The organism is Nonomuraea sp. NPDC050404 (assembly GCF_040655495.1).
Lineage (GTDB): Bacteria > Actinomycetota > Actinomycetes > Streptosporangiales > Streptosporangiaceae > Nonomuraea.
In genome coordinates, this window is record NZ_JBFAKB010000021.1 from 182,380 (window position 1) to 208,070 (window position 25,691).

The window sequence follows — 25,691 nt, forward strand, 5'->3', positions numbered from 1 at the left end:
CCCGCGCGGGCGGGCGCGGACACCCCCCATCAAGAGGAACACTGATGAAACACCGCATCCTGGCCCTGGCGGCCGTGTTCACGCTGGGCGCGTGCGGCAGCACCGCCGAGGAGCCCCAAGCGGCGGGACCCAAGGAACTGACCGTCTGGATCATGGACGGCAGCGTCACCCAGGAACTGCTGAAGAAGTTCGAGACCGAGTACGAGGCGGCGCACCAGGGCATCGACCTGAAGCCGCAGATCCAGGCGTGGGACGGCATCGGCGAGCGCGTCACCGCGGCGCTGGCCAGCACCGACGCCCCCGACGTGATCGAGGTGGGCAACACCCAGGTCGCCCAGTACTCGGCCAGCGGCGGCGTGAGCGACCTGACCGCCAAGGTGAGCGAGCTGAAGGGGGAGGACTGGCTGCCCGGCCTGGCGCAGCCGGGCAACATCGACGGCAAGCAGTACGGCATCCCGTGGTACGCGGCCAACCGCGTGGTCGTCTACAACAAGGACCTGTTCGCCGAGGCCGGCATCAAGGAGCCCCCCACCACCCGCGACGAATGGCTAGAAATCACGAAAAAGCTCAATAAAGACGGTAATCAGGGCATCTATCTGGCGGGTCAGACCTGGTACGCGCTCGCCGGCTTCGTCTGGGACGAGGGCGGCGACCTGGCGGTCCAGGAGGGCGGCAAGTGGAAGGGCGCGCTCGACACGCCCCAGGCTTTGGCCGGCATGGACTACTACCGCCGGCTCCAGGCCCTCGGCAAGGGCCCCAAGGACGCCGACGAGGCCAACCCGCCCCAGCACGAGGTGTTCGCGCAGGGCAAGGTCGCCCAGATCATCGCCGTGCCCGGCATCGCCGCCCGCGTCCTGGAGGTGGACGGCAAGCTCAAGGACAAGATGGGCTTCTTCCCCATCCCGGGCAAGACGGCCGACAAACCCGGCACCGTCTTCACCGGGGGCTCCGACCTGATCATCCCGGCCGCCTCGAAGTCCCAGGAGGAGGCGTACGAGCTGGTCAAGGCCCTGGCGGGGGAGCAGTTCCAGACGGAGTTGGCCAAGGCCATGAGCTTCGTGCCGAACCGTACCTCGCTGGCCGGCGTGCTCTCCGGCGACGAGGGCACCGCCGCCATGGCCAAGGGCGCCGCCACCGGCCGGGCCACCCCGAACACCCCCAACTGGGCCGCCGTCGAGGCCACCTCCGTGATCAAGCAGTACATGACCGCCGCACTCGCCGGCGGCGACCCGGCCGCGGAGGCGAAGAAGGCCTCCGAATCGATCACCACCACGCTGAACAGCGGATCCTGAATGCGGACCGGGGACCGCTCGCTCTGGCCCTACCTGCTCATCGCCCCCACGGTGGCGGGCGGGGCCTTCCTCCTGCTCTATCCGCTGCTCAAGGCGGCGGTGATCTCCTTCCAGCACTTCCGCATGGGCGAGCTGATCAGGGGCGGCGCGGCGTTCGTCGGCCTGGAGAACTACGCGGAACTGCTCAGCGGCCCGGAGTTCTGGCAGGTGGTGCTGCGCACGCTGGCGTGGACCGCGATCAACGTGGTGCTCATCGTGGGCCTGGGCACCGGCCTGGCCCTTATGCTCCCGCGCCTGCGCCGCGGCCTGCGCCTGGCGCTGATGAGCGCGCTGGCGCTGGCGTGGGCGACGCCGATCATCGCGGCCACCACGGTATTCCAGTGGTTGTTCCAGTCGGAGCTGGGCGTGGTCAACTGGCTGCTGGTCACGCTGGGCTTCGACTCCTTCCAGGGGTACACGTGGTTCGCCAGCGGCCCGGCCACGTTCGCCGTACTGGTGATCCTGGTCGTGTGGCAGTCGGTCCCGTTCGCCGCGCTCACCCTCTACGCCGGGCTGACCACGATCCCGGTGGAGCTGTTCGAGTCGGCCAGGATCGACGGCGGCACCGCCTGGCAGGTGTTCTCGAAGGTCACCTTCCCCATGCTCAGATCCATCTTCGCGCTGATCACCTCACTTGAGGTGATCTGGGTGGCCAAGTGCTTCCCGCAGATCTGGGTGCTCAGCCAGGGCGGCCCCGACGACGCCACGACCACCCTGCCGGTGTACGCGTTCAAGATCGCCCGCGTGCTGCACCGGTACGACCTCGGCTCGGCGGTGGCCATGCTGACGGTCCTCATCCTCGCCGTGGCCCTGATCAGCAACCTACGCCGGATGGTGCGCAGTGAGGCTTAAAGCCACAGCGAAGCGGCTCCTGCTCAACACGACGGCGATCGGCGCCTTCGTCGTGACGATCTTCCCGGTCTACTGGATGTTCCTGACCGCGTTCAAACCGACCAGGGACATCCAGGCGGACACCCCCACCTTCTGGCCCGCCAACCCCACACTCGACCACTTCGTCACCGCCGTGAACGCGCCGGGCTTCTGGACCTACTGGCGCAACAGCCTCGTGGTCACGGTCGCGGCCGTGCTGATCGCACTGGTGGTGTCGCTGCTGGCGGCGTTCGCGGTGGCCAGGATGCGCTGGCGGGGGCGCGGCGCGTTCGTGGTGGCGGTGTTCGCGGCGCAGATGGCGCCGTGGGAGGCGCTGCTGGTGCCGGTCTTCATCATCGCCCGCGACACCGAACTGCTGGACTCGCTGGCCATGCTCACCGGCGTGTACTTCATGATCACACTGCCGTTCACGATCGTCACACTGCGCGGCTTCCTGGCCGCGATCCCGCCGGAACTGGAGGAGGCGGCGCAGGTGGACGGCTGTAGCCGGCTGACGGCCTTCCGCCGGGTGGTCTTCCCGCTCCTGGCCCCCGGGCTGATGGCGACCTCGCTGTTCGGCTTCATCACCGCCTGGAACGAGTTCGCCTTCGTCAACGTGCTGATCATCAAGGACCAGGACAAACGTACGCTGCCGGTGTGGCTGTCGTCCTTCCGCGACGTGTTCGGCACGGACTGGGGCGCGACCATGGCCGCCGCCAGCCTGTTCGCCCTGCCGGTGCTGGCGTTGTTCCTGTTCCTGCAACGCCGCGTCGGCACGGGCATGACGGCGGGTGCGGTCAAGGGCTGACCTCGGGCCACTGCGCCGGATCCGACACGTACGTGCCCCGCTGCGGCACCGTGAAGACCCATCGTTGCTCCCGCAGCCGCGAGACGGCCCGGCGCGCGGTGGACTTGGCGACCCCGTATTGCCACATCAGCGCCTGTGGACTGGGAATCGCCCGGTTCGGCCGGAGCTCACCGCGCCTGATGCGGGCGACGAGGTCCGAGGCGATGCGCGCGTGAACGGCCCTGGACGGTTTCACCCGTGACACGCCCGCAGGCCCGACGAAGGTTCCCTCGCCCGTGACGGTGTGGACGAGTCGTTGTCGGCGCAACTCCCTGGCCACGTTGCGTGCGGTCGTGCGCCCGATGCCGAACTCCGCCTCCAGCGCCGCCTCGCTCGGCACTGGCTCGCCGATCCGGAACTGTCCGCTGGCGATCCGTTCCTGGATCACCTCGGCGACTTGCAGGTAGATGGGTGTCGGGCCATCACGGTCGAGCATGCTCAAATCGTAGACATGTCGATACAAGCGGACAGGCAAAGTCAGGTGTCCGGCCAAGATTCTTTCGGCGAGACGTAACTGCCGCGCTGAGCCACGGTATAGATCCACCCCTGCTCCCGCAGGAGCGCCATGGCCCGCCGCACGGTCTCACGCGCCACACCATGCCGCTTCACCAGTGCTGCTTCGCCTGGAATGGGCCGTCGTGGCGGATAATCTCCTGCCTTGATCTGATCGCTGACCTCTGCGGCGATCTGCTGGTAAAGCGGCACTTTTCGCTTCTGTCGCGGTGCATCCGGGGACGGCCCGACGAATGTCCCCTCTCCCTGAACGGTGTAGATGAGCCTCTCTTCACGCAACAGGCGAACCGCGCGCCTGGCGGTCGTCCTGGCGACCCCGAACTCCTGCTGGATCTCGGCCTCGCTGGGCGCCGGACTGCCGGGGGAGAGTTCGGAGACGCGCCGCCGCAGGATGTCGGCGATCTGGATGTAGACGTGGGTGTCTCCGTCGTAGTCGAGCACGTAGACAACATAGGCCAAGACGGGAAAGAGACCTCATATCGTTCTGTCTGAATAGACAGAGCCATCTCTTCATGTAGACAAGGAGAGACGACCAGACCTACGGTCCTCGGCATGAGCAACTCTTCGGGGCAAGCAGAGGACGTCAGGACGATGTCGATATGGCGCATGGTTTGTTGGGTGAGGCCGCGTAGCGCCGAAGGTCATAGGCCAAGCGCCGGGCTGATCGAGGAGCCCGATCAAGTGCCTGCTGTGAACGCGGCGTGACAGGCTGCGGCATCGGCCTCTGACAACAGGGGGCGGGCCGCCAGCCAGGCCGCCGCGCCCGCCGCGTCGGCCGCCGTCGAGACCCGTTCGGCTGCCAGCAGTTCGATCACCGCCCGCCGTACCGGGCCCTCGCTGGTCAGCACGCTGCCCGCGAGGACCACGGGCCCGGCCGCCTGCACCCGACGCAACATGGCGACCAGCGCCCCGGCGGCCTCATCCGTGATCTTGAGCGCGGCCGGGTCGCCCGCCTCGGCGGCCCGGTTGACCAGGGCGGCAACTTCCGCCAGGCGTACGGGGGCGGCCTGCGCCTGCCGGACGATGCGCAGGGCGGTCTCGCGGGGCGAGCCGGGCCGCTTGTCGCCGAGGAAGTGCGCCACGATCGATTCGGCCAGCACGCCGCGGCCGTTGTGAGGAGCCGGCAGGTCCCGGTCCAGGCGGTCGTTGGAAGGAGCCGGCAGGCCCCGGTCCAGGGCGGCGATCAGGCCCTTGACCGCCCGGCGGCCGATCCAGAAGCCGGAGCCCTCGTCGGCCAGCAGCCAGCCCAGGCCGTCGGCGACCGCGTCCAGCTCGAAGTCCACGATCCGGCCCGCGACCGCGCCCGTACCGGACAGCAGCAGCGAGCCGTCGGGCTCGGGCGTGCCCGCCGCATAGCCGATCAGCACGTCATCGGTGTAGCGCGGCGGCGCGGCGATGCCGTGCGCGGCCCAGACCTCGGCCAGCGCGGGCACCATCTCATCCACGTGCCCGGCGACGCCCGCCATCGACGCGACCACCCGGGAGCCCGCCAGCTCCCCGAGCGCCCCGACCAGCGCCTGCTCGACGGCGGCCACCGCCTCGCGCGTCCCGTGGGCGGTGGGATTGCCCGCCCCCGCCTGCGCGTACCCCACCCGCGTCCCGTCCAGCCGGTGCACGGCGACCCGGGTCGAGGTGGCACCGGCATCGACACCGACCACTAGCGATTGCGTCACGGTCCGAGTGTGGGGGTTGACGCGACAGGGAAGCAAGAATAATTTTCGCCAGAAGACCGAGTATTCGGAAGGAATATTCGTGACTTCAGGAGCGCTCGCGCGCGTCGAAACGGAACTACCCGGTTTGCCGGAGGCTCTGCGCAGAGTCGGCGAGGTGATTCTCGGCGACCCGGCGGAGGCCGCCCGGTCGACCATCATCGCCCTGGCCGAACGCGCGGGCAGCTCGCCCGCGACCGTGACCCGGTTCTGCCGCGCCTTCGGCTTCTCCGGCTACGCCGAACTGCGCGTCGCCCTGGCCACCGAGACCGGCAGGGCCGCCCAGGCGGGCTGGGGCGCGGGCGTCGGCCACGAGATCGGCCCCGACGACCCGCTCGACGCCGCCATCGAGGTGATGGCCGCGGCCGACACGAGGCTGATCCAGGACACCGCCGCAGGGCTCGACCTCGACGTCGTCGCCCAGGTCGCCGACGCCATCGTGGCCGCGCCGCGCGTGCTCCTCGTCGGCGTCTCCACCAGCGGCGACGTCGCGACCATGCTGGAAGGCCGGCTGCGCCGCATCGGCATCCCCGGCTGGAGCGCGGGCGACGCGCACATGGCGCTGTCGGAGGCGGCGCTGATGAAGGCGGGCGACGTGGCCATCGGCATCAGCCACCGGGGCCGTACCAGGGAGGTCATGGAGGCGCTCGCGGAGGCGGGCAGCCACGGCGCGCTGACGGTCGCCGTCACCTCCTTCGCCCGCTCCCCGCTGGCGGAGCTCGCCGACCTGGTGCTGACCACCGCGAGCAGGGAGACCACGTTCCGGCTCGGCGGCCTGGCCGCCGTGCACTCGCAGGTGTTCGTGCTGGACGCGGTATACGTGGCCATCGCGCAACGCACCTTTGAACGCACGAACGAGGCGTTCGAGCGCACGATCAGCGCCGTGGAAAGCCACCGCGTGGGAAGAGGCTGAATGACGTACGCAAGCAAGGTCCTGGATCTGGCACGCCAGGTCGCCGAGAGCCAGGCCGAGCCGGTCAGCAGGGCGGCGGCGCTGCTCGTCGCCGGGATCCGGGCAGGCGGTCTGGTAAACGCTTTCGGCTCCGGGCACTCCGAGGCCATCGCCATGGAGATCGCCGGCCGGGCCGGCGGCCTCGTGCCGAGCAACCGCCTCAGCCCCAGGGACCTCGTCCTGTACGGCGGGCAGCCCCCGAGCGTGCTCACCCCCGAGCTGGAACGCGACCCCGCCATCGCCCACCAGATCTACGACCTCGCGCCGGTCGCGCCCGAGGACGTGTTCGTGCTGATCTCCAGCTCCGGCGTGAACGGCACGGTCGTCGAGCTGGCCAGGATCGTCAAGGACCGGGGCCACCCGCTGATCGCGATCACCTCGGTCGAGCACAGCAGCCGCATGACCTCCCGCCACCCGTCGGGCGGCAAGCTGCTGGAGCTGGCCGACGTGGTGCTGGACAACGGCGCGCCGTACGGGGACGCCATCCTCGACCTGCCGGGCGGCGGCAGCTACGGTGCGGTTTCCACGATCACCTCGGCCCTGCTGGCGCAACTGGTGGTCACCGAGGCGGTGGACGGGCTCCTCGCGCTCGGCGAGAGGCCGCCCATCTACCTGTCGGCCAACGTGGCCGGCGGCGACGAGCACAACCAAGCCCTGGAGAGCCGCTACGCAGGGCGTATCAGACGCGGAACATGAAAGATCAGGAGTAGCCATCATGCCTCACACCCCCCACATCAGCAGGCGCGAGCTTCTGCGAGGCGCCGCGCTGGTGCCCGTGGCGGGCGCGCTGGCCGCGTGTGCCACGCCGGCGGCCCCGCCCGCCAACACCAGCTCGGCGGCCCCGGCGGCGACCAGCGCGGCCAACCCCTTCGGCGTGGCCAGTGACAAGCCGCTGGAGGTCTGGATCTTCGACGGCGGCTTCGGCCAGGACTACGCCAAGAACATCCACCAGCCGCTGTTCAAGTCCAAGTACGCCGGCGTCGAGGTCAAGCACAACGCCACCAAGGAGATCACCAAGATCCTCCAGCCGCGCTTCGCGGGCGGCAACCCGCCGGAGGTCATCGACAACTCCGGCGCCAACTTCATGGACTTCGGCGCCCTCTCCCAGGACGGTCAGCTCCAGGACCTCACCGCGCTGCTGGACGCGCCGAGCTGGGACGACCCGAACGTCAAGGTCAGGGACACCATCGACCAGTCCGTCATCGACATCGGCATGTACGACGGCAAGTTCAGCGTCCTCGGCTACGTCAACTACATCCACGGCATCTGGTACTCCCAGAAGGTCTTCAGGGACAACGGCTGGGAGATCCCGAAGACCTGGGACGCCTTCATCGCGCTCTGCGAGACCATCAAGAAGTCCGGCAAGATGGCGCCTTTCACCTATGCCGGGAAGTTCCCGCAGTACCTCTACGAGCCGCTGCTCACCATGGCCGCGAAGATCGGCGGCCAGGAGGTGCTGGTCAACATCGACAACCTCGAGGACGGCGCCTGGACCACCGAGGCCATGAAGACGGCGGCCACGGCCTGGGCCGAGGTCGGCGCCAAGTACCTGATGGAGGGCACCACCGGCCTGGACCACGTGCAGACCCAGACCGCCCAGAACAAGTACAAGGTGGCCATGCTGCCCTCCGGTTCGTGGCTGGAGAACGAGCAGAAGACCACCACCCCGGACGACTTCGAGTACGGCATGTTCCCGATCCCCGACGTCACCGGCTCCGACAAGCTGCCCTACGGCACCCTGCACACCCAGCCGGGCGAGAACTTCATCGTCTCCGCCAGGAGCGCCCACCCGCAGGCGGGCCTGGAGTACCTGCGGGCCATGTTGTCGAAGAAGGCGGCCGGCGACTTCAGCGCGCTCGTGCGTACCCTGACCGTGGTCAAGGGCGCCACCGAGGGCCGCGACATCTCCCCGGGCGTCACCAGCGCCTCCAAGGCGGTCGCCGACGCGGGCGCCAACGCCGTCTACTACCGCTGGTTCAACTGGTACGGCCCGCTCAAGGACGAGGCCATCGCCGCCACCGGCGAGCTCATGTCGGGCGGGCTGACCGCCGACAAGTACCTCGAACGCCTGCAGAAGAAGGCCGACGAGATCAAGAACGACTCCTCGATAAAGAAGTACAAGCGCTGATGATTTTCCACAGGTATCGCCGCGGGCTGTTCATCACCTCGTTCCTGGCAGCCCCGGTGATTCTCTACCTGGTGTACGTGATCGCCCCGTACGCCCAGGCGTTCTACATCGCGATGACCGACTGGCGCGGAGTGACGGCCACGCCAAACTTCATCGGCCTGGACAACTTCGTACGGCTGTTCAACGACACCGTCTTCTGGAAGGCCGTCACGCACAACGCCGCCCTGCTCGTCCTGCTGCCGCTGATCACGATCGTCATCGCCCTGTTCTTCGCCTTCCTGCTCAACGTCGGAGGGGCGCAGGGCGTGACGGGGATCCGCGGGTCCAAGTTCTACCGGGTGGTCTTCTTCTTCCCGCAGGTCCTGGCCGTGGCCGTGGTCGCGGTGCTGTTCCAGCAGGTGTTCCGGCCCGACGCCAGCGGCATGCTGAACGGCCCGATCATGGCGCTCGGGCTCGACCCGGTCGGGTTCCTGTCCGACACCGACATCGCGTTCTGGTCGGTGCTCGGGGTCATGGTCTGGCAGGCGGTCGGCTTCTACGTCGTGCTGTTCTCGGCCGGCCTGGCCTCGATCCCGAAGGACATGTTCGAGGCCGCGCAGATCGACGGCGCCAGCCGGATCAGCCTGTTCTTCCGCATCACGTTGCCGCTGCTCTGGGACACCGTCCAGGTCGCCTGGGTCTACCTGGGCATCCTCGCGCTCGACGTCTTCGCGATCGTCTGGGTGATGACCCTGCAACGCGGCGGGCCCGACCGGTCGACCACGGTGATGGCCGCCGAGATCTACCGCACCGCCTTTGAACACTTCCGCTTCGGCTACGCCTCGGCGCTGGGCGTGGTGATGTTCTTCTTCACGGTCGGCTTCGCGATCCTGTCGCTGCGGCTGTCCCGGCGCGAACGAATTGAGTACTGATGACAACGATGATCTCGTGGACGGCGGCGAACTCGCGGAAGATCGCCCGCGAGGAACGCCGGCGCCGGCTCGGTCCTCTCGGGGTGCTGACGCACCTGGCGCTGCTGATCTGGACGCTGCTCGTGGTGATCCCGATCCTGTGGACGTTCCTGGCCTCGGTCAAGAGCGAGGAGGAGATCTTCGGCGACGCCTGGTCGCTGCCGGCCACGCTGCGCTGGGACAACTTCGCCAGGGCGTGGGAGCAGGCGCACATCGGTCAGTACGTGCTCAACAGCGTGGTCGTGGTCGCTTTCAGTACGTTCGGGACGATGCTCATCGGGTCGATGGCGGCGTACGTGCTGGCCCGCTACTCCTTCCGCGGCAACCGGGCGATCTACCTGCTGTTCGTCTCGGGGCTGGCCTTTCCCGTCTACCTGGCGCTGACCCCGCTGTTCTTCGTCGTGCAGAACATGGGCAACCTGCCCGTGATCGGTCCGTTCATCGGGTTGAACACGCACGCGGGGGTGGTGCTGGTCTACATCGCGTACTCGATGCCCTTCACGATCTTCTTCCTGTCGGCCTTCTTCCGTACGCTGCCGACGGCGGTGGGGGAGGCGGCCATGGTGGACGGCGCCTCCCACACCAGGGTGTTCTTCCAGATCATGTTGCCGATGGCCAGACCCGGCATCATCAGCATCACGATCTTCAACATCCTGGGCCAGTGGAACCAGTACCAGCTGCCGCTGATCCTGCTCCAGGAACGGGACAAGTGGGTGCTGACCATGGGCATCGCCGACATTTCCACCGCCGCCGGATACGACCAGGACTGGTCGGCCCTGTTCGCCGCCCTCACCCTGGCCATCCTGCCCATGCTGGTCGTCTACACGGTCTTCCAGCGCCAGATCCAGTCCGGCCTCACCTCGGGGGCCCTGAAGTAGCGCACAGCTTCCGAAATAACTCGCATGCCGGACATCACCGGCTTAGGGTGCGGAGTGTGACTGGCGACATCCGTGCGTTGCTGGCCCGCCACCTACCCGACTACCGGGTACGTTCCGTCCGCCGGCTCGGCCACGGCCTCGACAACTTCGTGTACGAGGTCAACGAAGAGCTGCTGCTGCGGCGGAGCCGGGTGGCGGACCCCCAGGCGAACCGGCAGGAGGTCGCCCGCCTGGCGGCCGTCAGGGAACTGTCGCCGCTGCCGGTCCCCGAAGTCGTCTTCGCCGACGACGAGACCGGCACGATCGCCTACCGCAAGCTGACCGGCGAACCCCTCAACCACATCCTGGACGGCCTGCGCCCCGAACTCCTGGCCGAACCCCTGGGCACCTTCCTCAGCGCCATCCACGGCGCCGCCCCCGGCCACATGCGCGACCTCGCGCCCCTGGACGTCTACCCCGCACCCACCCTCCTCCAGGACGCCGAACTGGACTACCGGGACGTCGAACACTACGTCCCCGAGCCCCAGCGACCACTGGTGGAGCGCTTCCTCCACGACAACCCACCGGACGAACCCCGCTCCCTGCGCTTCTGCCACAACGACCTCGGCGCGGAACACGTCCTGGTGAACGCGGCAACGAGCGAGATCACCGGCATCATCGACTGGACGGACGCGGCCATCACCGACCCGGCCCACGACTTCGCCCTCATCTACCGCGACCTGGGCCCCGAAATCTTCGCCCTGACCCTGACCCACTACGAGTTCGACCTGACCCAGGAAGACAGATCAAGAGTCATCTTCTACGCCCGCTGCGCATTGATCGAAGACCTCGCCTATGGTCTCAGCACGGGCCCCCGCCACTACGCCGACGCCGCCTTATCCCACCTGGCCTGGACCTTCGCCGACTAAAAAAAGGGACTTCACTCACAGGCGCTCCGCGCCAGGGAGCTCAGACGCTTCTCCAGTCGGGCCAAGCCCCGACCCCTGAAGGACTTCGCTCCGCTCACCCGCCCCAATTCCGGCGCCTCCGGCGCCAGTCAACCCACCCGTGAGACGGTTACCGGCTGGGCCTCGTACGCCCGCCCCAACCGCGCTTCGCTCGAACTGCCTGACCCGATGAGCAACCGCATGACAGCGAGAAAGCCCCGCACATAGCCTGTCGCTGTTGAGACCAATACAGGACACACACGGGGCCCGTCATGCGTGAGGCCAGTACGCCAACCCCATCCGGTGGAGACACGATCGGGCGGCGCATAGCCCAGGCGCGAAAGCTTCGCGGACTTACTCAGCAGCAGTTGGCGGATCGCGTCCCCTGCTCGAAAAGTCTCATCGCTCAAGTCGAGAGCGGGCACAAACCGGCCACGCAGGCACTCATCACCGCTGCCGCCCGCGCACTGCGGGTACCGCTCGGACGTCTCACCGGCCAGCCGTACCGCGACGCTGACGAACGTCTGGATCGTATTCACCAGAGGATCCCTGAGATCCGACAGGCCATGTTGGCATGGGATCTGCCCGACGAAGACGTACCAGCTCCGTCGATCGAGCAGATAAAGGCCGATGTACGGCGCGCGTCCGATCTTGGTCGGCGGGCTCGCTACATCCAACTCGGGGAAATGCTCCCTGGCCTGCTCGAAGAGCTCACGCGAGCGATTCACTCCAGCGAGGGCGCACGACGAGAAGAACTATTCGGCCTCCTGTCAGAGGCATACACCGGCGTTACCGCGATCGCCTACACGCTCGGATACTTCGACCTGCGCAGTCTCGCCATGGACCGCGTCGCGTCCGCCGCCCACGCTTCCCAGGATCCGCTGAGAGTGGCCCGAACGCAGTGGCAGCGGTCCACGTTGTTCCTGGCCGCAGCCTCCTACGACAAGGGCATCCTCCTGCTTGATCGTGTCCGTGGGGGTATCGGCGACCATCTCGACCAGCTCAGCCGACCCGAGTTGAGCGTGTACGGCGCCGCGCACTTGCGTTCAGCGGTATTCGCCGCCCGCGCCAACGACCGACAGCGCGCCACCGACCACATCCGGCATGCTCGCCAGGCAGCCGACATGCTCGGTGCGGACAGCAATTACTACGGGATGGAGTTCGGGCACTCCAACGTGACTTTCCATGAGGTGACGGTCGCCGTCGAGATGTACGACGGCGCAGCCGCGGTGGAGTGTGCCGGCCAGGCCGTACTTCCGCAGAGCGTCGCACCCGTCCGGCTGGGTCACTTCTATATCGACCTCGCGCGCGGCTGGCTGTATCACGGGGACCGGCAGAAGTCCCTTGATGCCTTGCACCAGGCACGGCGAGTCGCGCCGCAGCAGACACGCAACCATCCGATGGTGCGCGAGACGGTGCGCATGCTCAACGAGTTGGAGCGGCGCCGGCCACAGTCGCTGTCCCGGTTCGCCTCATGGCTCGGGATGTCGTAGCTGCGGAGAGTTTCACGAGGTTGTGAAACTCCACCGGTCCTCAACGCCGTCACGCTGTTTGACGTGCACCCGGACGCAGAAAGCAATCACTCATGGACGGTCCGCGACGACCGGAGCAGGTCCCGATGCGGCCTGACCCGCAGTAGTTCGCGCGCCACGGCGAAACCTTACTCCGCGCCGATCGACCTCCTGCCCGGCCCGCCCTCCCGGCCAGGTCACCGAAGACGGCGGTCAGCGGGGGCGGCTGAGGGCGACCTCGGCCAGGTCCGTCCATGTGTCGGCCGAGGAGTGGGGGACGACGACCCAGTCCTTCACCACCCGGCCCTGACCCGAGGGGTCGAACAGGCACGCCCCGGCCAGCTGGAGCGCCGCCGCGTGTTCGGGAGTGTCCCTGACCAGCCGGAACGCCATCGCGCCGTCCTTCAGCAGGTTCGCGAACACCTTCCCCGCCCGATCCTTGAGCGCGGGGCTCCCCATCATCCTGGAGACCCGTACACCCAGGTCGGCCAGCTCGGCGCCGACCTGCATGAAATCCTCTTCTGCGCTCATCGTCAGTCGGTCCCAAACTCCGTGGTAACTCGTCGTGGCGCGATCGCCCCGGCCCCGCGTCCCGGCAGCACGGCGATCAGGCTAGTCGTCCCGGAGGTGGCGATCAAATGCGGCATTACAGGGTGGAGGTGAGCCCTTCGGCGACCTTCTTCAGCTCGGATTTGACGGCCGCGGTGCCGGAGAACTCGTCGGCGTACACCGGGCTGAACATGATCTCGGCCCGCTGCCTGCGCGCCCGACGGGCGGTCGTGGCTGGGATACCGGGAGCTGGGGTCGCTGCCGAAGACCGCGCAGGACAAGAAGGCGTGGGGGCGTGACGGCTCCCCCTCCACCTGGGACGAATCGATCGACGGCAGGACCGTGAAACTGTCCACCCGGCCGGCCAAGGGCCGCCTGACCCCGCCACGGAAGCCAAACCCGTTTTTCCTCATGGACCAGCAGTTGACGTATGACGAGGTCCAGCGCCTGCCCGCGGACCCGGGCCGGAGGGCCGGTTCGCCGCCTCGTACACACGGGGTGGGCTCAGGACCGGTCGAGGGCCAGAGCGGCGGCCTCCTGCGCGCAGCCCCACGACAGGCTGACGCCGCTGCTGCCGTGCCCGTAGTTGTGCACGCAGCGAGCCGCGCCGATCGTCTCCGCCTCGACCCGTACCGATGACCTGCCGGGACGCAGGCCGACCAGCGTGCCGAGCACCTCGGCGTCCGCCAGGCGCGGCTCGATCCGGCGGCAGCGGTCGAGTATTCGCGCGGTCAGCTCGGGATCCGGCTCGGTCCCGGTGGCGTCGGGTACGGCGATGGCGCCGCAGAGGACGCGGTCGGCGTGCGGGGTGAAGCTCGTCGACTCGGTGGCCGTGGTGAGCTCCAGGAAGCACTCGGTCAGTCCCGGGTTGCTCAGCACCACGAACTGCCCCCACACCGGCCTGACCTCGGGATCCCCTGCCAGCTCACGCGCGCCCAGCCCGGAGCAGTTCACGATCGTGGGCGCCGCCTCGGCCGCCTCGGACAGCGAGTCCACCCTGCGGAGCTCGATCGTGCCGCCGGCCGCCTCCAGTCGCGCGGTGAGATGGGCGAGGTAGCGCGGCATGTCCATGAGCGGCATCGTCGCCCGGTAGCCCGCCGGAAATTCCGGGGGAAGCTCGTCCGGTTCGCAGGGACGCAGGTCGGGGATCATCGTGACCTGCGGCGGCAACATCGAGGCGGGCGGCAACTCGCCGACCGTCACCACCGAGGCCATCCGCACGCCCGATTCCGGCAGGAGGGCCAGCTCCTGGAAGGCCGCGAGCGACCGTTCGCTCCAGGCGAGCGTCCTGTCCACCGGCTCTACGAACGACGGCCCCCACAACGCCGACGCCACCATCGACACCGTCGAGGCGGTCGGCTCCGCCGTCCACACCCGCACCCTGCGGCCCGCCTCGGCCAGGCAGATCGCGGTGGTCAGCCCGCTGACCCCGGCGCCGATCACGATGACGTCCTCGTCCACTTCTCACTCTTCCGTTCGGTGGCCCCGCACACCGCTGGTCAACGTCGCGCACCGACCCGCGTCAGTCGTTCATACGTGTGGCGGCCTGTTCTGCCAGTATGCGGGCCAGGTCCATCACGACCGCGCGGCGGCGGGCGACGGCGCGTTCCGGGTCGGGCTCGTCGAGGATGAGGCGGCGTACCTGCGGCACGGAGAAGTTCCACGCCACCAGCCCCAGGATGGTGAACAGCCAGTCCTGCGCCTCCTCCTTGTCCGGCATGCCCGCCGCCATCAGGCCGTTCACGTGGTCGCGGTAGGAGTCCCCGCGTTCCTGCTCGCCCTCGACCTGGCCGCCGTTGACCTCCAGGGCCTCCCACAGCAGCAGGCGGATCAGGTCCGGGTGCTCGTGGTACCAGTCGAAGAGCTGGCCCACCGCCTCGGGGAGGGAGCGCGGGTCCAGGCTCACCACGTGGCAGATCTCGTCCACCTTGGCCCGTACGACCAGGCCGAACAGCTTCTCCTTGCCGCCGAAGTACAGGTAGATGGCCTGTTTGTTGGCCTTGGCGGCGGTGGCGATGCGGTCGATCCTGGCGCCGGCCAGGCCGTGGCGGGCGAACTCGGCGGTGGCGGCGTCGAAGATCCGCTGCCGGGTCGCCTCCGCGTCGTACGTCATGGGAAAAGTAAACCATCCAGTTGACTTCTCGGCTGCGTCACGCCATGGTTTAAACCAAACGGATGGTTTATTTGCTTGAAGAGGAGTGATCGTCATGTCCGCGACCACGCTTGCCCCGGTACCGACCGGATCGTCCCTGCCTGCCGCGCTGGAGGGCCGTACCGTGGTGGTCGTCGGCGGGAGTTCCGGGATTGGGCTGGCCTCCGCCACGTTGCTGGCCTCCGTCGGGGCGCGCGTCGCGCTCATGGCCCGCGACGAGGGCCGCCTGTCGGCCGCGGCCGAGAGCATCCGTGCGGCGTCGGGTTCCTCCGTGCTCACGATCGCCGGTGACGGCACCGACGAGGGCGCCCTGGAGCGGGCCTTCGAGGGGCTGGGGCGGCTGGACCACGTGCTGGTGACGGCGGGCGGCTTCGCCGTCGGGCCGCTGCTGAGCACGCCGCGCGAGCAGGTGGGTCAGGTCGTGGACGGGCGTTTCTGGGGTACGTACGGGGTCGCCCGCGCCGCGGTCCCTCACCTGCCGCCCGGGGGCTCGATCACCCTCAGCTCCGGGCTCTACCTGAACCGTCCCATCCCCGGCGCCTCTGCCACGATCGCCGCCATCGGCGCGGTCGAAGGGTTCACCAAGGCGCTGGCGGTGGAGCTGGCGCCGCTGCGGCTGCGGGTCAACGCCCTGCGGTACGGGGTCGTGGACACGCCGTTGTCGCGCGGCGCGCTGGGCCTGGCCGATGACGCCTCCGTGGCGGCGGCCGGGCAGGGCGCGCCGCTGGGCCGGTTCGCCACCGCCGAGGAGGCCGCCTCGGCCGCGCTGTTCCTCATGGCCAACAACTACATGACCGGTACGGTGCTCAGCGTGGACGGCGGGCAGAGCCTGGTCTGACGCGCTCGATGCCCAGGTGCGGGATCCCGTGCGATGGTCAAGATCGCACGGGATCCCGCCGGCCGGTCCGGCCGTTTTCAGGGCGGTCAGTACAAAGGCGTGAAAACAAAAGCCCCGTTGTACTCGACGCAGGTGTAGTCGCGCCACTTGCCGGCCACCTGCCCCGCGTAGCCGTAAGCATGGCAACGCCGCATGTTGTCGCGGGTCGTGCCCCCGTCGAAGATCATTTTTGTGGTCGGATCCGCCGCGGTCCGGACCGGTGATGCGAGAGCGCTCGTCCCCATGAGACCTGACGCCGCGAAGGCGACGAGAGCGACTGTCGTCATTTTCCGCAACATGTGTTCCGTTCCCCCTTTTGCAGTCGTTTCTGTTTCTCCCATGGTTTCCCGGAGAGAAAGAAGAATTGCCAGCAACGGAGACCGTAGCAAGGGAGGTGGTGCGCGTTCAATAAATTCAAGGTAAATCGAAACGTTTCCGTCGCCCGGTGATCGTTTCGATTCTGATGGAATAAATGGATCGAGTCCGGCGGCCCTGGTTAGATTGGCTCCTGTTTCTCGCGTCTGCTCGTGACCTGGAAAAGGAGCGGAAGAGTATGGTGAAGAAAGCGACGATGACGGTGCTTGCCCTTATGGCATCGGGCTTCATCGGGATGGGCGCGCTCGCGTCTCCGGCGCACGCTGATACGCCGCCGACCACCTACATGGTTTTCAGCGGGGGTACGCCCGCCGACAACCTCCAGAGGTGCCACACTTACGGCCAGGCGGGCGTGGTGGCCGGTGCGTGGCCTGCTTTTTGGTGCACCGGAGACGAGAACGGGAACTATTACTTCGCCCCTGATTCTTGGGACTGATTATCTGAGTCCTGGCGGGATCAGGCCGGGTTAAACCGTTCGCCGCGCCCGGGCTTGATCTGCTTGGCTGCCTGCCATGACGACATCGGCCTGGGTGGGCGAGCGCGTGCGGCTGCGTGCCAGGGAGCCCGAAGACTGGGAGGCGTTCCTCGCCTTCGAGGAGGACTCCGACGCGGTGCGGGCGGCCTGGCGGTTGCATCCGCCGAGGTCGGCCGCCCAGGCGAAGAAGACGATGGCCGAGGAGGCCGAGCAGGAGCTCGACCTCGACGAGTTCTCGCTGGTGATCGCCGGCAAGCAGGACAACGCGCCGGTGGGTGCGATCGTCACCCACGACGTGCAGCGCCATCACGGCACCTTCCTCTACGGGATCTCCGTCGGCAGCCGGCACCACCGCAAGGGCTACGCCAGCGAGGCCATCGTCCTGCTCCTGCGGTACATGTTCTTCGAGCGGCGTTTCCAGAAGGCCGAGGCGTGGGTCTACAGCTACAACGACGCCTCGCTGGCGCTCCACCGGCGCATGGGCTTCGTGGAGGAGGGCCGCCGGCGCAGGAGTCACTACGCCAACGGCCGGTATCACGATGAGGTCATCTTCGGGATGACGATGGAGGAGTACACCGAGCGGTACGCCTGAGGAGCGGAGATCATCCAATGGTCTCCCATACCGGGGTGGCGTCCACGCGCGACAGCCGCCATCCCTCGGATGAGCGGATCGCCTCGTAGCGGAAGCGCTCGCTCAGCGTGCGCCGGGGCGCCGGGGCCAGCCGGTCTTCCGGAGCGTCCGCGTCGCTGAAGGTCACGATCACGTCGGCGCGTACGTCGGCGTGGTCCCCGTGCACCTCGACGAGCGGGTTGTGCACGAAGTGCTGGACCCGTTCGCCGGTCGAGTGGTTGCGCGACGCCTGGGCGATCACGGTCTCGCGTCCGGAGGCCAGACCGCCGGGCGTACGTACGGAGATCTCGTCGGCGAACACCGTCCGCAGGCCGTCGAAGCGGCCCTCGTCCATGCACGCGTAGAGCCGGTAGATGAGCTCGGCGAGGTCTGCGCGGTCGTCGGTCAGGTTCGTCATGTCATCCATCCAATTCGTTGGCCAAGCCAATGTTGGTAGGGCCAACTATGGCACGAGATTGTTGGTTGTGCCAATGGAGTTGGTAGGTTGATTTCGTGGAGAACGCCGAAGACACCGTTCCTGGCAGACTGCGTGCGCTGCCGAGCCGGCTGGTCAACCAGATCGCGACGGCGGCCAACCGGCTCGCCGACCAGGCGCTCGCGGCCACCGGCTCGCGCCGCTACCACTACGCGCTGCTGGCCGCGCTGGCGGAGTTCGGGCCGGCCAGCCAGGCCGCGCTCGGGCGTCGTACCGGCATCGACAGGAGCGACATCGTGGCGACCGTGAACCAGCTCGCGGACCGGGAACTGGTCGAGCGCAGCCCCGACCCGGACGACCGGCGGCGCAACGTCGTCACCGTCACGCCGGCGGGCACCCGGCACCTGGAGGAGCTCGACCGGCTGCTCGCCGGCGTGCAGGACGAACTGCTCGCGCCCCTGACCACGGCCGAACGCGAGCAGTTCGTCGGGCTGCTGACCCGGGTTCTGGACGGGGCCGGGGGACAGGTCAGGCACTGAGCTCGGAGCGCAGGCGACGGGTGGCGGCGACCACGTTGGTCAGTGAGGCCGTCACCTCCTCGTACGTACGCGTCTTCAGGCCGCAGTCCGGGTTGACCCAGACCCGTTCCGCCGGCAACGCCAGAAGTGTCCGCCGCAGCAGTTCCTCGACCTCCCCGGCCGACGGGACCCGGGGCGAGTGGATGTCGTAGACGCCGGGCCCGAGCCCGCGCCCGAACGACGACACCGTCCCGAGGATGCGCGCGCCGGACCGGGCCGACTCGATCGTCGTGACGTCGGCGTCCAGGCCGTCGATGGCGGCCAGGATCTGGTCGGCGTCGGAGTAGCACAGGTGGGTGTGGATCTGCGTACGGTCGCCGGCCCCCGACGTCGCCCGCCGGTAGGCCGCCACCGCCCACTCCAGGTAGTCGGCCTGCGCCGCCCGCCGCAGCGGCAGCAGTTCGCGCAGCGCCGGCTCGTCCACCTGGATGATCGACACCCCGGACGCCTCCAGGTCCCGCACCTCCTCCCGTACGGCGTCGGCCACCTGGAACACCACGTCGCGCAGCGGCAGGTCGGTGCGTACGAACGACCAGGCCACGATTGTGACGGGGCCGGTGAGCATGCCCTTGACCGGTTTGTCGGTGAGCGACTGCGCGTATGAGGTCCAGCGCACCGTGATCGGCTCGGGGCGGGTGACGTCGCCGTGCAGGATCGGCGGGCGGGTGCAGCGCGATCCGTACGACTGCACCCAGCCGTTTGCGGTGACCGCGAACCCGTCGAGGTGCTCGGCGAAGTACTGCACCATGTCGTTGCGCTCGGGCTCCCCGTGCACGAGGACGTCGAGTCCAAGCTCCTCCTGCAGCCGGATGACCCGTTCGATCTCGGCCTCGACCCGGCGCTCGTAGTCGGCCCGCGACAACGTGCCCGAGGTCGCGGCGGCGCGGGCCGCGCGCAGCTCGCCGGTCTGCGGGAACGAGCCGATCGTGGTGGTCGGGAGCGGGGGCAGTCGCAGGTGCCCGGCCTGGGCGGCGGCACGGACCGGGTACGGCGCCCGCTCCTCCGCCGCGACGGGCCCCGGCTCCGGCGGCAGCTCCACGGACGGCTCCTCAGCCTCCGGCGCGAGGGACGTGCCGCGAGCGTGGGCCTCGGCCAGCGCCACCACCTCGGCCACCTTCTCCTCCGCGAACGCCAGCCGCGCCCGCAGCCCCGGCTCCAGGTCGGGCTCGTCCGCCACGGAGTAGGGCACATGCTGCAACGAGCACGACGTGCTCACCACCACCCGCGAGGCCCGTACGGAGTCCAGGGCGGCCAGCGCGCGCCCGGTGGAGGTACGCCACACGTCCCGCCCCGACACCACGCCCGCCACCACGGTCTTCCCGGTCAGGTCGGCACCGGGCACCCCGCCGCGTACCAGGTCCAGCCCGATGGCCTCCACCGGCGTGCCGGCCAGCACCGGCAGCGCCGCACCGAGCTCACCGAAGTAGGAGGCCACGAAGATCCCGGGCCGCTGCGCCACAGAGCCCAGCCGCTCGTACGCCGTCCGCACGGCGGCCAGCTCCTCCGGCGTGCGATCACCTACGAGAGCGGGCTCGTCGAGCTGCACCCACGCGACCCCCTCGGCGGCCAGCGCGGACAACAGCTCCTCATAGCACCCCAGCACCTCATCCAGCCGCTCCGGCGCCGACCCCAGCAGCAGGAACGTCACCGGTCCCACCACCACGGGCCGCGTCTCGAACCCGAGCGCCCGCGCCTCCCGCACCTCGCCCAGCGGCTTGCCCGCGTCCAGCTTGAACACGGTCTCGGGCCCGATCTCGGGCACGATGTAGTGGTAGTTGGTGTCGAACCACTTCGTCATCCGCAGCGGCGCCAGCCCGTCGGTGCCCCTGGCCATCGCGAAGTAGGGGTCGGCGGCGTCGCGATAACGCTCGGGCACCGCCCCGAGCAGCACCGCCGTGTCCAGCACCTGGTCATACAGCGAGAACGTGTTGGACGGCAGCCCGTCCAGCCCGAGCTCGGCCAGCCGCCGCCAGGTCCGCTCCCGCAACTCGGCGCCGGCCTGGTCCAGCTCGGCCCGGGTGGATCGCCCGGCCCAGTACGACTCCAGCGCCCGCTTCAGCTCCCTGCGCGGCCCGATGCGCGGGTATCCGAGCACGGTGGACTGGGGAAATGGGGACATCTTCAACAGCTCCCTAGGTCAAACGTTCGCGTCGCTGCCAAGACTGCCGAGTGCTCCGGACGTGATGCACCATGTATTGATGCTGCTTATGCTCCGGGAGATCCACTGCTTCACCAGGGTCGCGGAGCGGCTGAGTTTCTCGGCCGCCGCCGCCGACCTGGGGATGTCCCAGCCCGCCATGAGCCAGGCCATCACCCGGCTCGAACGCGCCACCGGCGTCCGCCTCTTCCAGCGCACCGCCCGCGAGGTGCGGCTCACGGCGGAGGGCAAGGCGCTGCTGGTGTACGCGGAGCAGGTGATCGAGTCGGCCGGCACGTTCGAGGCAGAGGCGGCCCGGCTGGCCCGGCCGACCATTCATCTGGCTTATCCACCACTCGTGGGCGCACTGGCGGCGCGGATCGTCAGGCGGCTCGCGGGCCGTACGCCCGCGATCGGGGTGGAGTTGCGCGCGGCCGGCCGGGGCACGGCGGCGCGGGCGCTGGCCGACGGTGAGGTGTCGGCGGCGATCCTCGCCACGCCCGCGCCCGCGCAGTTCGTCACGGCGGCCAGGTTCCACGTCACCGTCGATCACCTGGCCGTGCCCGCCGGGCACCGGCTGGCGTCCAGGCCCCGGGTCACGGCGGCGGAGCTGGGCGGCCAGGTGCTGCTCACACCCGGCAGCCGCCCGTGGCCCGGACTGCCGGGGCGCTCCCGCCTGGTGGCCGACGACGACTTCGGCGCCGCGCTGGACCTGGTGGCGGCGGGCGCCGGGGTGCTGCCGATCCCGCAACTGCTGATGAGGACCATCAGGCGCGAGGACGTGCGGTTCGTGCCGCTGGAGGCGGGGGAGCTGCGCATCACCTACGCCCTGGCCTGGTCGAGGGAGCGCGTCACGCCCGAGCTGATGGCCCTCGTCCAGGCCGTCCAGGATGCTTTGTGGACTAGGTGACCGGGAGGTTCTTCAGGGCCTCGCGCCGGCTCAGGCCCGTGATGCCCTTGGCCTTGACGTAGCGGATCACTTCGCCGGGATTGCTCTTGGCGTACTCGCGTAACGCCCAGCCGATCGCCTTGCGGGCGAAGAAGTCGTTGTCCGACAGGCTCGGCTCGATGCACGCGTACAGCAGGGCCGTGTCCGTGCGCGACTTGAACCGATTCTGGCACAGGATCGCCGTGCGCCGCTTCCACAGGTCGCCGTCGTGCGCCCACTGCAGCATGAGGGGCCGCATCGAGTCGGGGTAGGCGGTCAGCAGGCCGCCGATCCGGTGCGTGGCCAGCTCGTCCACCAGGTCCCACCAGGCGCCGGAGACGATCATCTCCTCGTACATCGGCACCGTGTAGAGAGTCTGGTACTCCCGGTAGAAGTGGTGGCCGGACAGTTCGACGGCGGCGTAGCGCTCCTCGCGGTACTCGGCCTCCCGCCACAACGTCAGCACCGCCCGCCGCCACTCCGGCGCGGTGTCCAGCCGGTGCTCGGAGAAGACCTTGCGCAGCGCCGCGCGCCTGGGCACGGCCTGGACGCCCAGGAAGGGCATGTCGGACTTCATGTAGGCGCGCATCGTCTCGGACTTGCCGGGCTCGGCCGCCTCCTGCAGTGCCAGTCGCACCGCCTTGCCGAGGCTCATCCCTTGTGGGTGGTGCGCTCGCCCGTCGCGAGACCGTCGAAGAGCACCGTGATGTAGTGCTCGGCCAGGGAGGTCGTGTTGAGCCTGCCGCCCGGGCGGAACCAGCGCACCGCCACCCAGATCGTGTCGCGGATCATCCGGTAGGTCAGCTTCGGGTCGACGTCGGCCCGGAACAGCCCGGCCGCCTGCCCGGCCTTGATCTGCGACACCCAGATCGCCTCGACCTCGTCCTCGGCCTTGACCAGGTAGTTGAAGCGCTCGAACTGGCGCAGGTAGTTCCAGTCGTTCTGCATCACCGTGATGGCGGCGCGGTGCGGCTCCAGCGTGCCGAAGCCGATGCGCACCATCTCCGACAACACCGTACGGGCGTCGGAGCCGGAGTCGAGAGCGGCGCGGTAGCGGGCGATCAGGTCGTCGAGGAAGGTGGACAGCACCTCATCGACGATCGTCTCCTTGGAGTCGAAGTGGTGGTAGAGACTTCCCGAGAGGATGCCCGCCTCGTTGGCGATCTCGCGTACTGTCGTGGCTTGGAAGCCCTTGCGCGCGAAGATCTCCGCGGCGAGCTTGACGAGGTGGTCTCGGCGCTCGGACGCCGACCCCGATGAGGTGGTGCGCTGGCGCTTCGCCGGGGTGGTGGTGGTGCCGGAGTTCTTTCGCGTGGTCACGTCCCCATTATGAGCCCTCAGACAATCGCTTGTTCGCCTAACTGTGCCAGCTCATACGGCATTCCCGTGTAGACCAAGCGCTTGCTACGATGCGTGGATGAGTGAGGCGTACATCGTCGGCGCCGTCCGTACCCCCGTCGGGCGCAGGAACGGCGGCCTGGCCGCGGCCCACCCCGCCGACCTCGGGGCGCACGTGCTCAGGGAGCTGATGTACCGGGCCGACGCCGAGCCGTCGGCCGTCGAGGACGTGATCTTCGGCTGCGTGGACACGATCGGCCCGCAGGCCGGGGACGTCGCCCGTACCTGCTGGCTGGCCGCCGGGCTGCCGCAGGAGGTGCCGGGCGTCACCGTCGACCGGCAGTGCGGCTCGGCGCAGCAGGCGCTGCACTTCGCCGCCCAGGCCGTGTTGTCCGGCACGAACGACCTGGTGGTGGCCGGGGGAGTGCAGAACATGAGCATGATCCCGATCTCCTCCGCGATGCTGGCGGGCCGCCCGCTCGGCCACGAGAGCCCCTTCTCGGGCTCCAAGGGCTGGACGGAGCGGTACGGCACACAGGAGGTCTCCCAGTTCGCCGGGGCCGAGATGATCGCCGCCAGGTGGGGCATCTCGCGCGAGGAGATGGAGGCGTACGCCTGCGAATCGCACCGCAGGGCCGTGCACGCCATCGACGCCGGCCACTTCCGGCGCGAGATCGCCTCCTACGAGGGCGCCACCACCGACGAGTGCCCGCGCAGGGACACCACGCGCGCGAAGATGGCCGCGCTCAGGCCGCTGACCGACGGCGGACGCCTGACCGCCGCGCTGGCCTCCCAGATCTCCGACGGCGCCGCCGCCCTGCTGATCGCCTCGCCCCGCGCCGTACGCGAGCACGGCCTGACCCCGCGCGCCCGCGTGCACCACCTGTCGGCGCGCGGCGACGACCCGATCATGATGCTCTCCGCCCCGATCCCCGCCACCGCGCACGCGCTCGGCATGACCGGCATGTCCATCGGCGACTTCGACGCGATCGAGGTCAACGAGGCGTTCGCGCCGGTCGTACTGGCCTGGATCAAGGAGACGGGCGCGGACCCCGCCCGGGTCAACCCGAACGGCGGCGCCATCGCGCTCGGCCACCCGCTCGGCGCGACGGGCGCCGTGCTGGCGGTCAAGCTGCTGCACGAACTGGAGCGCACGGGCGGCAGGTACGGCCTGCTGACCATGTGCGAGGGCGGAGGACAGGCGAACGTCACCATCGTCGAACGCCTGACCTAGCGCACCATGAAGGCATGGCCAACCCGTTCACACTCGGCATCGCCTCCGGTGAGCCACTGCCCGACGGCGTGGTGCTCTGGACCCGGTTAGCCGTCGATCCCCTGGGCACGGACCCGCGGCGGCCGGGCGGCATGGCGCCCAGGGCGGTGGAGGTGAGCTGGCAACTCGCCGAGGACGAGCGCTTCACCCGGGGGCTGCGCCAGGGCAGCATCAGGGCGCTGCCGGTCTGGGCGCACAGCGTGCACGTCAGGGTCACCGGGCTGCGGGCGGGCGCCGACTACTACTACCGGTTCAAGGCGAGCGGCACACAGAGCGCCGTGGGGCGCACCAGGACGGCCGACGATCCCCTCTCCACCCGGCCCGTACGGTTCGCGGTGGCCAACTGCCAGCGCTACGAGCACGGCTTCTACACCGCCTACCGGCATCTGGCCGAGGAGCGGCCCGACGTCGTCCTGCACGTCGGCGACTACATCTACGAGTCGCGCCAGTCTGCCCTCGTCGTACGGCCGCTCGGGCCGCTGCCCGGGGAGGCGACGAGGCTGCACGAGTACCGCCAGCGTTACGCCCGCTACAAGACCGACCCCGACCTGCAGGCCGCGCATGCCGCCGCGCCCTGGGTGGTGACCTGGGACGACCACGAGGTGCTCGACAACTACCGGGGCCGGGGGGACGGGTCGGCGGCGTTCCTGCGCCGCAGGGCGGCGGCGTACCAGGCGTACTACGAGAACCAGCCGATCAGGGTACGCCCCGAGGAGGGGAACCTGCAGATGTACCGCAGGCGGACCTACGGGGCGGTCGCCGACTTCCTGGTGCTCGACGTGCGCCAGCACCGCGCCACCAGCATGCTCGGCGCCGCGCAGGAGCAGTGGCTGATCTCCCGCCTGCTCACCAGCCCGGTCAGATGGCGCCTGCTGGTCCAGCCGCTGTTCTTCGCCCGCCGCTTCGTGCCCGGCCCCGCGCCGAACCTGCGCCCCGACGCCTGGGACGGCCAGGCGGGGCAGCGCTCGCGCATCCTGGCGGTGCATGCCCCCGGGCTGGCCGTCTTCAGCGGCGACGTGCACAACGCCTGGGCGGGTGAGCTGAAGGCCGACTTCCTCGACCCGGACTCGGCCACCGTCGGCGTCGAGTTCGTGGGCAGCTCGATCACCAGCCGGCCGCCGGTCACCGACGGGCCCGCCGTGCTGGCCGCCAACCCGCACCTGAAGTTCTTCGACGACAACCGCGGCTACCTGTCGTGCTCGGCGGGCCCCGAGGAGTTGCGGGTGGCGTTCCGCGCGGTGGAGTTCGTGGACAAGAAGGGGGCCGCGGTGCGTACGGTGGCAGAGTTCATCACGAAGGGGAACGGGTTGACATCAGAAAACACCCCTAGCAAATAAGAAACTTTCCT

Annotated in this window: 28 protein-coding genes; 17 read left to right on the forward strand and 11 right to left on the reverse strand. The window is 69.1% G+C overall.

Annotated elements, in window-relative coordinates:
- The first annotated feature begins 44 nt into the window (after positions 1 to 44).
- The 3 genes from AB0I81_RS44080 to AB0I81_RS44090 are packed head-to-tail and all read left to right on the forward strand — an operon-like array spanning position 45 to position 3,009.
- Positions 45 to 1,292, forward strand: coding sequence for an extracellular solute-binding protein (locus AB0I81_RS44080; protein ID WP_360670740.1), 1,248 nt, complete (start codon positions 45 to 47; stop codon positions 1,290 to 1,292).
- Positions 1,293 to 2,183, forward strand: a complete 891-nt coding sequence (locus AB0I81_RS44085) for a sugar ABC transporter permease (protein WP_360670743.1) — start codon at positions 1,293 to 1,295, stop codon at positions 2,181 to 2,183.
- On the forward strand, positions 2,173 to 3,009 hold the full coding sequence (locus tag AB0I81_RS44090) for a carbohydrate ABC transporter permease (protein ID WP_360670746.1): 837 nt from the start codon (positions 2,173 to 2,175) through the stop codon (positions 3,007 to 3,009). The genes AB0I81_RS44085 and AB0I81_RS44090 overlap by 11 nt, the downstream gene beginning before the upstream one ends.
- On the opposite strand, the gene AB0I81_RS44095 is transcribed toward AB0I81_RS44090, so the two are convergent.
- The 3 genes from AB0I81_RS44095 to AB0I81_RS44105 form a co-directional block, all read right to left on the reverse strand.
- The gene (locus AB0I81_RS44095) at positions 2,999 to 3,484 is read right to left on the reverse strand and encodes a winged helix-turn-helix domain-containing protein (RefSeq protein ID WP_360670749.1); all 486 of its coding nucleotides are present in this window, start codon (positions 3,482 to 3,484) and stop codon (positions 2,999 to 3,001) included. The two genes, AB0I81_RS44090 and AB0I81_RS44095, sit on opposite strands and share 11 nt — an antisense overlap.
- Before the next feature lie 41 nt (positions 3,485 to 3,525).
- Positions 3,526 to 4,002, reverse strand: a complete 477-nt coding sequence (locus tag AB0I81_RS44100) for a winged helix-turn-helix domain-containing protein (protein ID WP_360670752.1) — start codon at positions 4,000 to 4,002, stop codon at positions 3,526 to 3,528.
- 236 nt (positions 4,003 to 4,238) lie between these two features.
- Positions 4,239 to 5,234 (reverse strand): BadF/BadG/BcrA/BcrD ATPase family protein, encoded by a 996-nt coding sequence (locus AB0I81_RS44105; RefSeq protein ID WP_360670755.1) that lies wholly within the window; start codon positions 5,232 to 5,234, stop codon positions 4,239 to 4,241.
- A gap of 79 nt (positions 5,235 to 5,313) precedes the next feature.
- Between AB0I81_RS44105 and AB0I81_RS44110 the strand changes: the two genes are divergently transcribed.
- The 7 genes from AB0I81_RS44110 (at position 5,314) to AB0I81_RS44140 (ending at position 12,597) form a co-directional block, all read left to right on the forward strand.
- Entirely contained in the window at positions 5,314 to 6,183 is an 870-nt protein-coding gene (locus AB0I81_RS44110; protein ID WP_360670758.1) for a MurR/RpiR family transcriptional regulator, read from the forward strand.
- A complete protein-coding gene (locus AB0I81_RS44115) occupies positions 6,184 to 6,918 on the forward strand; it encodes an SIS domain-containing protein (RefSeq protein WP_360670761.1) in 735 nt (244 codons plus the stop codon).
- A 19-nt stretch (positions 6,919 to 6,937) separates the two neighbouring features.
- Complete coding sequence (ngcE, locus tag AB0I81_RS44120; RefSeq protein WP_360670764.1) at positions 6,938 to 8,350, forward strand: N-acetylglucosamine/diacetylchitobiose ABC transporter substrate-binding protein; 1,413 nt, start codon at positions 6,938 to 6,940, stop codon at positions 8,348 to 8,350.
- On the forward strand, positions 8,350 to 9,261 hold the full coding sequence (locus tag AB0I81_RS44125) for a sugar ABC transporter permease (RefSeq protein WP_360670767.1): 912 nt from the start codon (positions 8,350 to 8,352) through the stop codon (positions 9,259 to 9,261). Before ngcE ends, AB0I81_RS44125 begins: the two co-directional genes overlap by 1 nt.
- Entirely contained in the window at positions 9,261 to 10,178 is a 918-nt protein-coding gene (locus tag AB0I81_RS44130; protein WP_360670770.1) for a carbohydrate ABC transporter permease, read from the forward strand. The genes AB0I81_RS44125 and AB0I81_RS44130 overlap by 1 nt, the downstream gene beginning before the upstream one ends.
- 56 nt (positions 10,179 to 10,234) lie before the next feature.
- The gene (locus AB0I81_RS44135) at positions 10,235 to 11,086 is read left to right on the forward strand and encodes an aminoglycoside phosphotransferase family protein (protein WP_360670773.1); all 852 of its coding nucleotides are present in this window, start codon (positions 10,235 to 10,237) and stop codon (positions 11,084 to 11,086) included.
- Positions 11,087 to 11,376: 290 nt separating this feature from the next.
- On the forward strand, positions 11,377 to 12,597 hold the full coding sequence (locus tag AB0I81_RS44140) for a helix-turn-helix domain-containing protein (RefSeq protein WP_360670776.1): 1,221 nt from the start codon (positions 11,377 to 11,379) through the stop codon (positions 12,595 to 12,597).
- A gap of 231 nt (positions 12,598 to 12,828) precedes the next feature.
- Here the strand turns inward: AB0I81_RS44140 and AB0I81_RS44145 are convergent, their stop codons facing one another.
- The 3 genes from AB0I81_RS44145 to AB0I81_RS44155 all read right to left on the reverse strand — a co-directional run bounded on the left by AB0I81_RS44145 (position 12,829) and on the right by AB0I81_RS44155 (position 15,277).
- Complete coding sequence (locus AB0I81_RS44145) at positions 12,829 to 13,146, reverse strand: hypothetical protein (protein ID WP_360670779.1); 318 nt, start codon at positions 13,144 to 13,146, stop codon at positions 12,829 to 12,831.
- Between the two features lie 522 nt (positions 13,147 to 13,668).
- On the reverse strand, positions 13,669 to 14,625 hold the full coding sequence (locus AB0I81_RS44150) for an FAD-dependent oxidoreductase (protein ID WP_360670782.1): 957 nt from the start codon (positions 14,623 to 14,625) through the stop codon (positions 13,669 to 13,671).
- Between the two features lie 61 nt (positions 14,626 to 14,686).
- Entirely contained in the window at positions 14,687 to 15,277 is a 591-nt protein-coding gene (locus tag AB0I81_RS44155) for a TetR/AcrR family transcriptional regulator (protein WP_360670785.1), read from the reverse strand.
- Between the two features lie 94 nt (positions 15,278 to 15,371).
- Between AB0I81_RS44155 and AB0I81_RS44160 the strand changes: the two genes are divergently transcribed.
- Positions 15,372 to 16,154: an SDR family oxidoreductase gene (locus tag AB0I81_RS44160; protein WP_360670788.1), complete on the forward strand. Its 783-nt coding sequence runs from the start codon at positions 15,372 to 15,374 to the stop codon at positions 16,152 to 16,154.
- 86 nt (positions 16,155 to 16,240) lie between these two features.
- On the opposite strand, the gene AB0I81_RS44165 is transcribed toward AB0I81_RS44160, so the two are convergent.
- Positions 16,241 to 16,480 carry a hypothetical protein gene (locus AB0I81_RS44165; protein ID WP_360670790.1) on the reverse strand — a complete coding sequence of 80 codons (240 nt, stop codon included), beginning with the start codon at positions 16,478 to 16,480 and terminating at the stop codon, positions 16,241 to 16,243.
- 266 nt (positions 16,481 to 16,746) lie between these two features.
- On the opposite strand from AB0I81_RS44165, the gene AB0I81_RS44170 reads away from it, so the two are divergent.
- Both AB0I81_RS44170 and AB0I81_RS44175 read left to right on the forward strand, forming a co-directional pair.
- Complete coding sequence (locus AB0I81_RS44170) at positions 16,747 to 17,004, forward strand: hypothetical protein (protein WP_360670793.1); 258 nt, start codon at positions 16,747 to 16,749, stop codon at positions 17,002 to 17,004.
- A 76-nt stretch (positions 17,005 to 17,080) separates the two neighbouring features.
- Positions 17,081 to 17,635, forward strand: coding sequence for a GNAT family protein (locus AB0I81_RS44175; RefSeq protein WP_360670796.1), 555 nt, complete (start codon positions 17,081 to 17,083; stop codon positions 17,633 to 17,635).
- 10 nt (positions 17,636 to 17,645) lie between these two features.
- Here the strand turns inward: AB0I81_RS44175 and AB0I81_RS44180 are convergent, their stop codons facing one another.
- The gene (locus AB0I81_RS44180) at positions 17,646 to 18,071 is read right to left on the reverse strand and encodes a nuclear transport factor 2 family protein (protein WP_360670798.1); all 426 of its coding nucleotides are present in this window, start codon (positions 18,069 to 18,071) and stop codon (positions 17,646 to 17,648) included.
- A gap of 95 nt (positions 18,072 to 18,166) precedes the next feature.
- Here AB0I81_RS44180 and AB0I81_RS44185 point away from each other — a divergent pair, with 95 nt between their 5' ends.
- Positions 18,167 to 18,628 carry a MarR family transcriptional regulator gene (locus AB0I81_RS44185; protein WP_360670801.1) on the forward strand — a complete coding sequence of 154 codons (462 nt, stop codon included), beginning with the start codon at positions 18,167 to 18,169 and terminating at the stop codon, positions 18,626 to 18,628.
- Here the strand turns inward: AB0I81_RS44185 and metE are convergent.
- Entirely contained in the window at positions 18,618 to 20,786 is a 2,169-nt protein-coding gene (metE, locus tag AB0I81_RS44190; protein ID WP_360670804.1) for a 5-methyltetrahydropteroyltriglutamate--homocysteine S-methyltransferase, read from the reverse strand. The genes AB0I81_RS44185 and metE overlap by 11 nt on opposite strands.
- 79 nt (positions 20,787 to 20,865) lie before the next feature.
- Here metE and AB0I81_RS44195 point away from each other — a divergent pair, with 79 nt between their 5' ends.
- On the forward strand, positions 20,866 to 21,714 hold the full coding sequence (locus tag AB0I81_RS44195) for a LysR family transcriptional regulator (RefSeq protein WP_360670807.1): 849 nt from the start codon (positions 20,866 to 20,868) through the stop codon (positions 21,712 to 21,714).
- Here the strand turns inward: AB0I81_RS44195 and AB0I81_RS44200 are convergent.
- Positions 21,707 to 22,387: a DNA alkylation repair protein gene (locus AB0I81_RS44200; protein WP_360670809.1), complete on the reverse strand. Its 681-nt coding sequence runs from the start codon at positions 22,385 to 22,387 to the stop codon at positions 21,707 to 21,709. The two genes, AB0I81_RS44195 and AB0I81_RS44200, sit on opposite strands and share 8 nt — an antisense overlap.
- Entirely contained in the window at positions 22,384 to 23,052 is a 669-nt protein-coding gene (locus tag AB0I81_RS44205) for a TetR/AcrR family transcriptional regulator (protein ID WP_360670812.1), read from the reverse strand. The genes AB0I81_RS44200 and AB0I81_RS44205 overlap by 4 nt, the downstream gene beginning before the upstream one ends.
- A gap of 97 nt (positions 23,053 to 23,149) precedes the next feature.
- On the opposite strand from AB0I81_RS44205, the gene AB0I81_RS44210 reads away from it, so the two are divergent.
- Together AB0I81_RS44210 and AB0I81_RS44215 are read left to right on the forward strand one after the other, a co-directional pair.
- Positions 23,150 to 24,304 (forward strand): acetyl-CoA C-acetyltransferase, encoded by a 1,155-nt coding sequence (locus AB0I81_RS44210; RefSeq protein ID WP_360670815.1) that lies wholly within the window; start codon positions 23,150 to 23,152, stop codon positions 24,302 to 24,304.
- Positions 24,305 to 24,318: 14 nt separating this feature from the next.
- Complete coding sequence (locus tag AB0I81_RS44215) at positions 24,319 to 25,680, forward strand: alkaline phosphatase D family protein (RefSeq protein ID WP_360670818.1); 1,362 nt, start codon at positions 24,319 to 24,321, stop codon at positions 25,678 to 25,680.
- Positions 25,681 to 25,691: the final 11 nt, after the last annotated feature.

Bases quoted from the DNA above. Each gene is read 5' to 3' on its own strand.
- AB0I81_RS44080 (WP_360670740.1), top strand. From the start codon at position 45: ATGAAACACCGCATCCTGGCCCTGGCGGCCGTGTTCACGCTGGGCGCG.
- AB0I81_RS44085 (WP_360670743.1), top strand. From the start codon at position 1,293: ATGCGGACCGGGGACCGCTCGCTCTGGCCCTACCTGCTCATCGCCCCC.
- AB0I81_RS44095 (WP_360670749.1), bottom strand. From the start codon at position 3,484: ATGCTCGACCGTGATGGCCCGACACCCATCTACCTGCAAGTCGCCGAG.
- AB0I81_RS44115 (WP_360670761.1), top strand. From the start codon at position 6,184: ATGACGTACGCAAGCAAGGTCCTGGATCTGGCACGCCAGGTCGCCGAG.
- ngcE (WP_360670764.1), top strand. From the start codon at position 6,938: ATGCCTCACACCCCCCACATCAGCAGGCGCGAGCTTCTGCGAGGCGCC.
- AB0I81_RS44125 (WP_360670767.1), top strand. From the start codon at position 8,350: ATGATTTTCCACAGGTATCGCCGCGGGCTGTTCATCACCTCGTTCCTG.
- AB0I81_RS44130 (WP_360670770.1), top strand. From the start codon at position 9,261: ATGACAACGATGATCTCGTGGACGGCGGCGAACTCGCGGAAGATCGCC.
- AB0I81_RS44140 (WP_360670776.1), top strand. From the start codon at position 11,377: ATGCGTGAGGCCAGTACGCCAACCCCATCCGGTGGAGACACGATCGGG.
- AB0I81_RS44145 (WP_360670779.1), bottom strand. From the start codon at position 13,146: ATGAGCGCAGAAGAGGATTTCATGCAGGTCGGCGCCGAGCTGGCCGAC.
- AB0I81_RS44155 (WP_360670785.1), bottom strand. From the start codon at position 15,277: ATGACGTACGACGCGGAGGCGACCCGGCAGCGGATCTTCGACGCCGCC.
- AB0I81_RS44160 (WP_360670788.1), top strand. From the start codon at position 15,372: ATGTCCGCGACCACGCTTGCCCCGGTACCGACCGGATCGTCCCTGCCT.
- AB0I81_RS44165 (WP_360670790.1), bottom strand. From the start codon at position 16,480: ATGACGACAGTCGCTCTCGTCGCCTTCGCGGCGTCAGGTCTCATGGGG.
- AB0I81_RS44170 (WP_360670793.1), top strand. From the start codon at position 16,747: ATGGTGAAGAAAGCGACGATGACGGTGCTTGCCCTTATGGCATCGGGC.
- AB0I81_RS44175 (WP_360670796.1), top strand. From the start codon at position 17,081: ATGACGACATCGGCCTGGGTGGGCGAGCGCGTGCGGCTGCGTGCCAGG.
- AB0I81_RS44180 (WP_360670798.1), bottom strand. From the start codon at position 18,071: ATGACGAACCTGACCGACGACCGCGCAGACCTCGCCGAGCTCATCTAC.
- metE (WP_360670804.1), bottom strand. From the start codon at position 20,786: ATGTCCCCATTTCCCCAGTCCACCGTGCTCGGATACCCGCGCATCGGG.
- AB0I81_RS44195 (WP_360670807.1), top strand. From the start codon at position 20,866: ATGCTGCTTATGCTCCGGGAGATCCACTGCTTCACCAGGGTCGCGGAG.
- AB0I81_RS44200 (WP_360670809.1), bottom strand. From the start codon at position 22,387: ATGAGCCTCGGCAAGGCGGTGCGACTGGCACTGCAGGAGGCGGCCGAG.
- AB0I81_RS44210 (WP_360670815.1), top strand. From the start codon at position 23,150: ATGAGTGAGGCGTACATCGTCGGCGCCGTCCGTACCCCCGTCGGGCGC.
- AB0I81_RS44215 (WP_360670818.1), top strand. From the start codon at position 24,319: ATGGCCAACCCGTTCACACTCGGCATCGCCTCCGGTGAGCCACTGCCC.